1 protein-coding gene is annotated in these 2,468 nt (G+C 67.9%); it reads left to right on the top strand.

Annotation, left to right across the window (positions count from 1 at the left end):
• The first annotated feature begins 130 nt into the window (after positions 1-130).
• Entirely contained in the window at positions 131-1,726 is a 1,596-nt protein-coding gene (locus ACFYX0_RS47420; RefSeq protein WP_388981969.1) for a SpoIIE family protein phosphatase, read from the top strand.
• Positions 1,727-2,468: the final 742 nt, after the last annotated feature.

The following is a 2,468-nucleotide window of genomic DNA, read 5'->3' on the forward strand; positions in this document are numbered from 1 at the left end:
CGAACACGAACGGCAGCACACCGCCCGCTACCAGCAGGACTTCGTCGTCGCCGCGTGACCACCCCGCGGCAGCTCACTCAACGGGAAACGCACCCTGCCGGACTTCGCCGATATCGCTGTGGTGGAAGTGGTGGACTCAGTGCTGCGTGGCGAGGACCCTCCGCTGAGCCCTCTGGGACGGCAGGCGCCGCTGCGCCGTGTCGCCTTCGGCCACAGCGGCGGCCAGGAGCAGATTCAGGCACATCCGGTGGGTGACGTGCGCGCTCTGCCGTTCCCGACGCCTTACGCCCAGACGCTGGCCGACCTCAAACCCCGCCTCGTCGCCCTGGGCCCCGACACGCCCTGGCTGGCAGCCGACCCGCCGCGCGCCGAGGCGATCCGCGCATCCGGTGCCCACAGCCTGATCACCGCACCCCTCACGTTGCGTGGAACCGTGCTGGGGCTGCTGAGCCTGTACCGCACCGACCAGGCCGACCTCTACAACGAGGACGATGTCACCGTCGCCATCGCAGTCGCCGCTCACACCGTGCTGTGCATCGACAACGCCCGCCGCTATACCCGCGAGCACACCATCGCCTCGACAATCCAGCGCCACGTGCTGCCTCCCTGCCCTGAGAAGCAGACCACCGTTGAAACCGCGCACCTGCACGTGCCCTCATTTGAGGTGGGCGGAGGCGGCGGGTACGACGCCTTCGCCCTGTCCGGCGCCCGCACCGCACTGGTGGTCGGCGAAGTCGCCGACCAGGGCATCCACGCGGCCACCACCCTGGGACAGATACGGACCGTCATCCGCTCCCTGGCCGCACTCGAGCTGGAGCCCGACGAGCTCCTCGCACGCCTCAACGACACCGCCATACGCCTGGCCCAGGAACGCGCAGCTCTGTCGCCCGGCGACCGCGTGCCGCTCAGGGGAAGCTGTGTGTACGCGGTCTACGACCCGCTCGCCCAGACCTGCACCATCGCCCTGGCCGGCCACCCTCCACCCGTCATGGCCCATCCCGACGGGAGGACCGAGATCCCTGAGCTGCCGAGCGGACCTCCCCTGGGCAGTGTCGAGGGACCCCCCTTCGCCGCCACCACGATCCCTGTCACCGACGGCAGTGTCCTCGCCTTCTACACCGCATCCCTCCTGCACACCTCCCCGTCCCCGGATTCCCTCCAACGGGTGCTGGCCCACCCTGACCGGCCCATGCAGGATCTCTGCGATGACGTGCTCTACCAGCTCCAGAACGACACTCGCCGCAGCGGAGTCATCTTGCTCCTCGCCCGCACCCACGCATTCCCCGCCGACCAGGCCGCCGCGTGGCATCTCGACGAGCACCCCAAAGCTGTTGCCACGGCGCGCACCCGCGCCCAACACCAGCTCACCATGTGGGGAGTGGATGAGGAAACCGCCTACACGACCGAGTTGATCGTCAGCGAACTGGTCACCAACGCCGTCCGCTACGGCACGCCGCCCCTGCGGTTGCAGCTCATCAAAGACCGCACCCTCACCTGCGAGGTCCAGGACGGCAACCCCGTCGCACCGCGGTTGCGCCACGCCAAGACGGTGGACGAAGGCGGTCGTGGCCTTTTCATTGTCACCCAACTCGCGCAGAACTGGGGCGTCCGCTACTCCCTCGACGGCAAGACGGTCTGGGCCGAGCAGATTCTCCCCTCTCTGACATCGTCGGCTGAGACGCCCCGAAATGATCAGATATTGTGGGCGGGCACGACAGGAGCATGACCAGCAGGCTCGGCGTGATCGTTCGAGACCAAGCAGATCCACGCCGGTGCCGAACCCGACCCGACGGCCGGCGCGCGGGCGGTAGCAAGGTCCACACACGGATCCACGACCGCACCCGGGACGTCTCGAGCGGCGCATCGCGCCTTCGAGGTCGGAGTCGCCGCTGTGGCACCGCCATCAGGGCAAGCCACGGAGACACGACGTGCCGACGTCTCCTCCGGCTCATCGAAGGAGTCTGACGGGTCCCAGGACTCCAACGGTGGCGCGCGACCTGCACGTGGGCGGACTTCCTGCACTCCAAGGCCGACGCGCTGCCGGCCTGCGCCTTCCTGGACCGTGCTGACCGCCTACATCAGGCACTACAACCAGCACCGCCCGCAACAATCCCGGCAGCAACGGCCCCCCAGACAGCACCGAACCGCCCACCCCGGTTATGGGCACCGACCTCCAGGCCCATCGGATCCAGCGACAACCCGTTCTCGACGGCCTGATCAACCAGTACCGCCACGCTGCCTGACCACGCGGCATCACCGCAGCTCACAGGCCCAAATCACATGTCCGAGCGGAACTCGGATCGCGCGCCTCGACATGCAACGACGCGCGCGGCTCGGCGGCACCCTGCACGAGTACGCGCATGACCTCGCCGTGGGTCTATCATGATTTAGGTGTTTTTAGGCCGTTTAGCCTAGTGGTATTTGGTTGGTCCGGTCGGCCTATACCCGTCCGGCGGTAAGGCGGCCGT

The sequence above is a fragment of the Streptomyces sp. NPDC002573 genome, from assembly GCF_042889625.1.
Classification (GTDB): Bacteria; Actinomycetota; Actinomycetes; order Streptomycetales; family Streptomycetaceae; genus Streptomyces; species Streptomyces gibsoniae.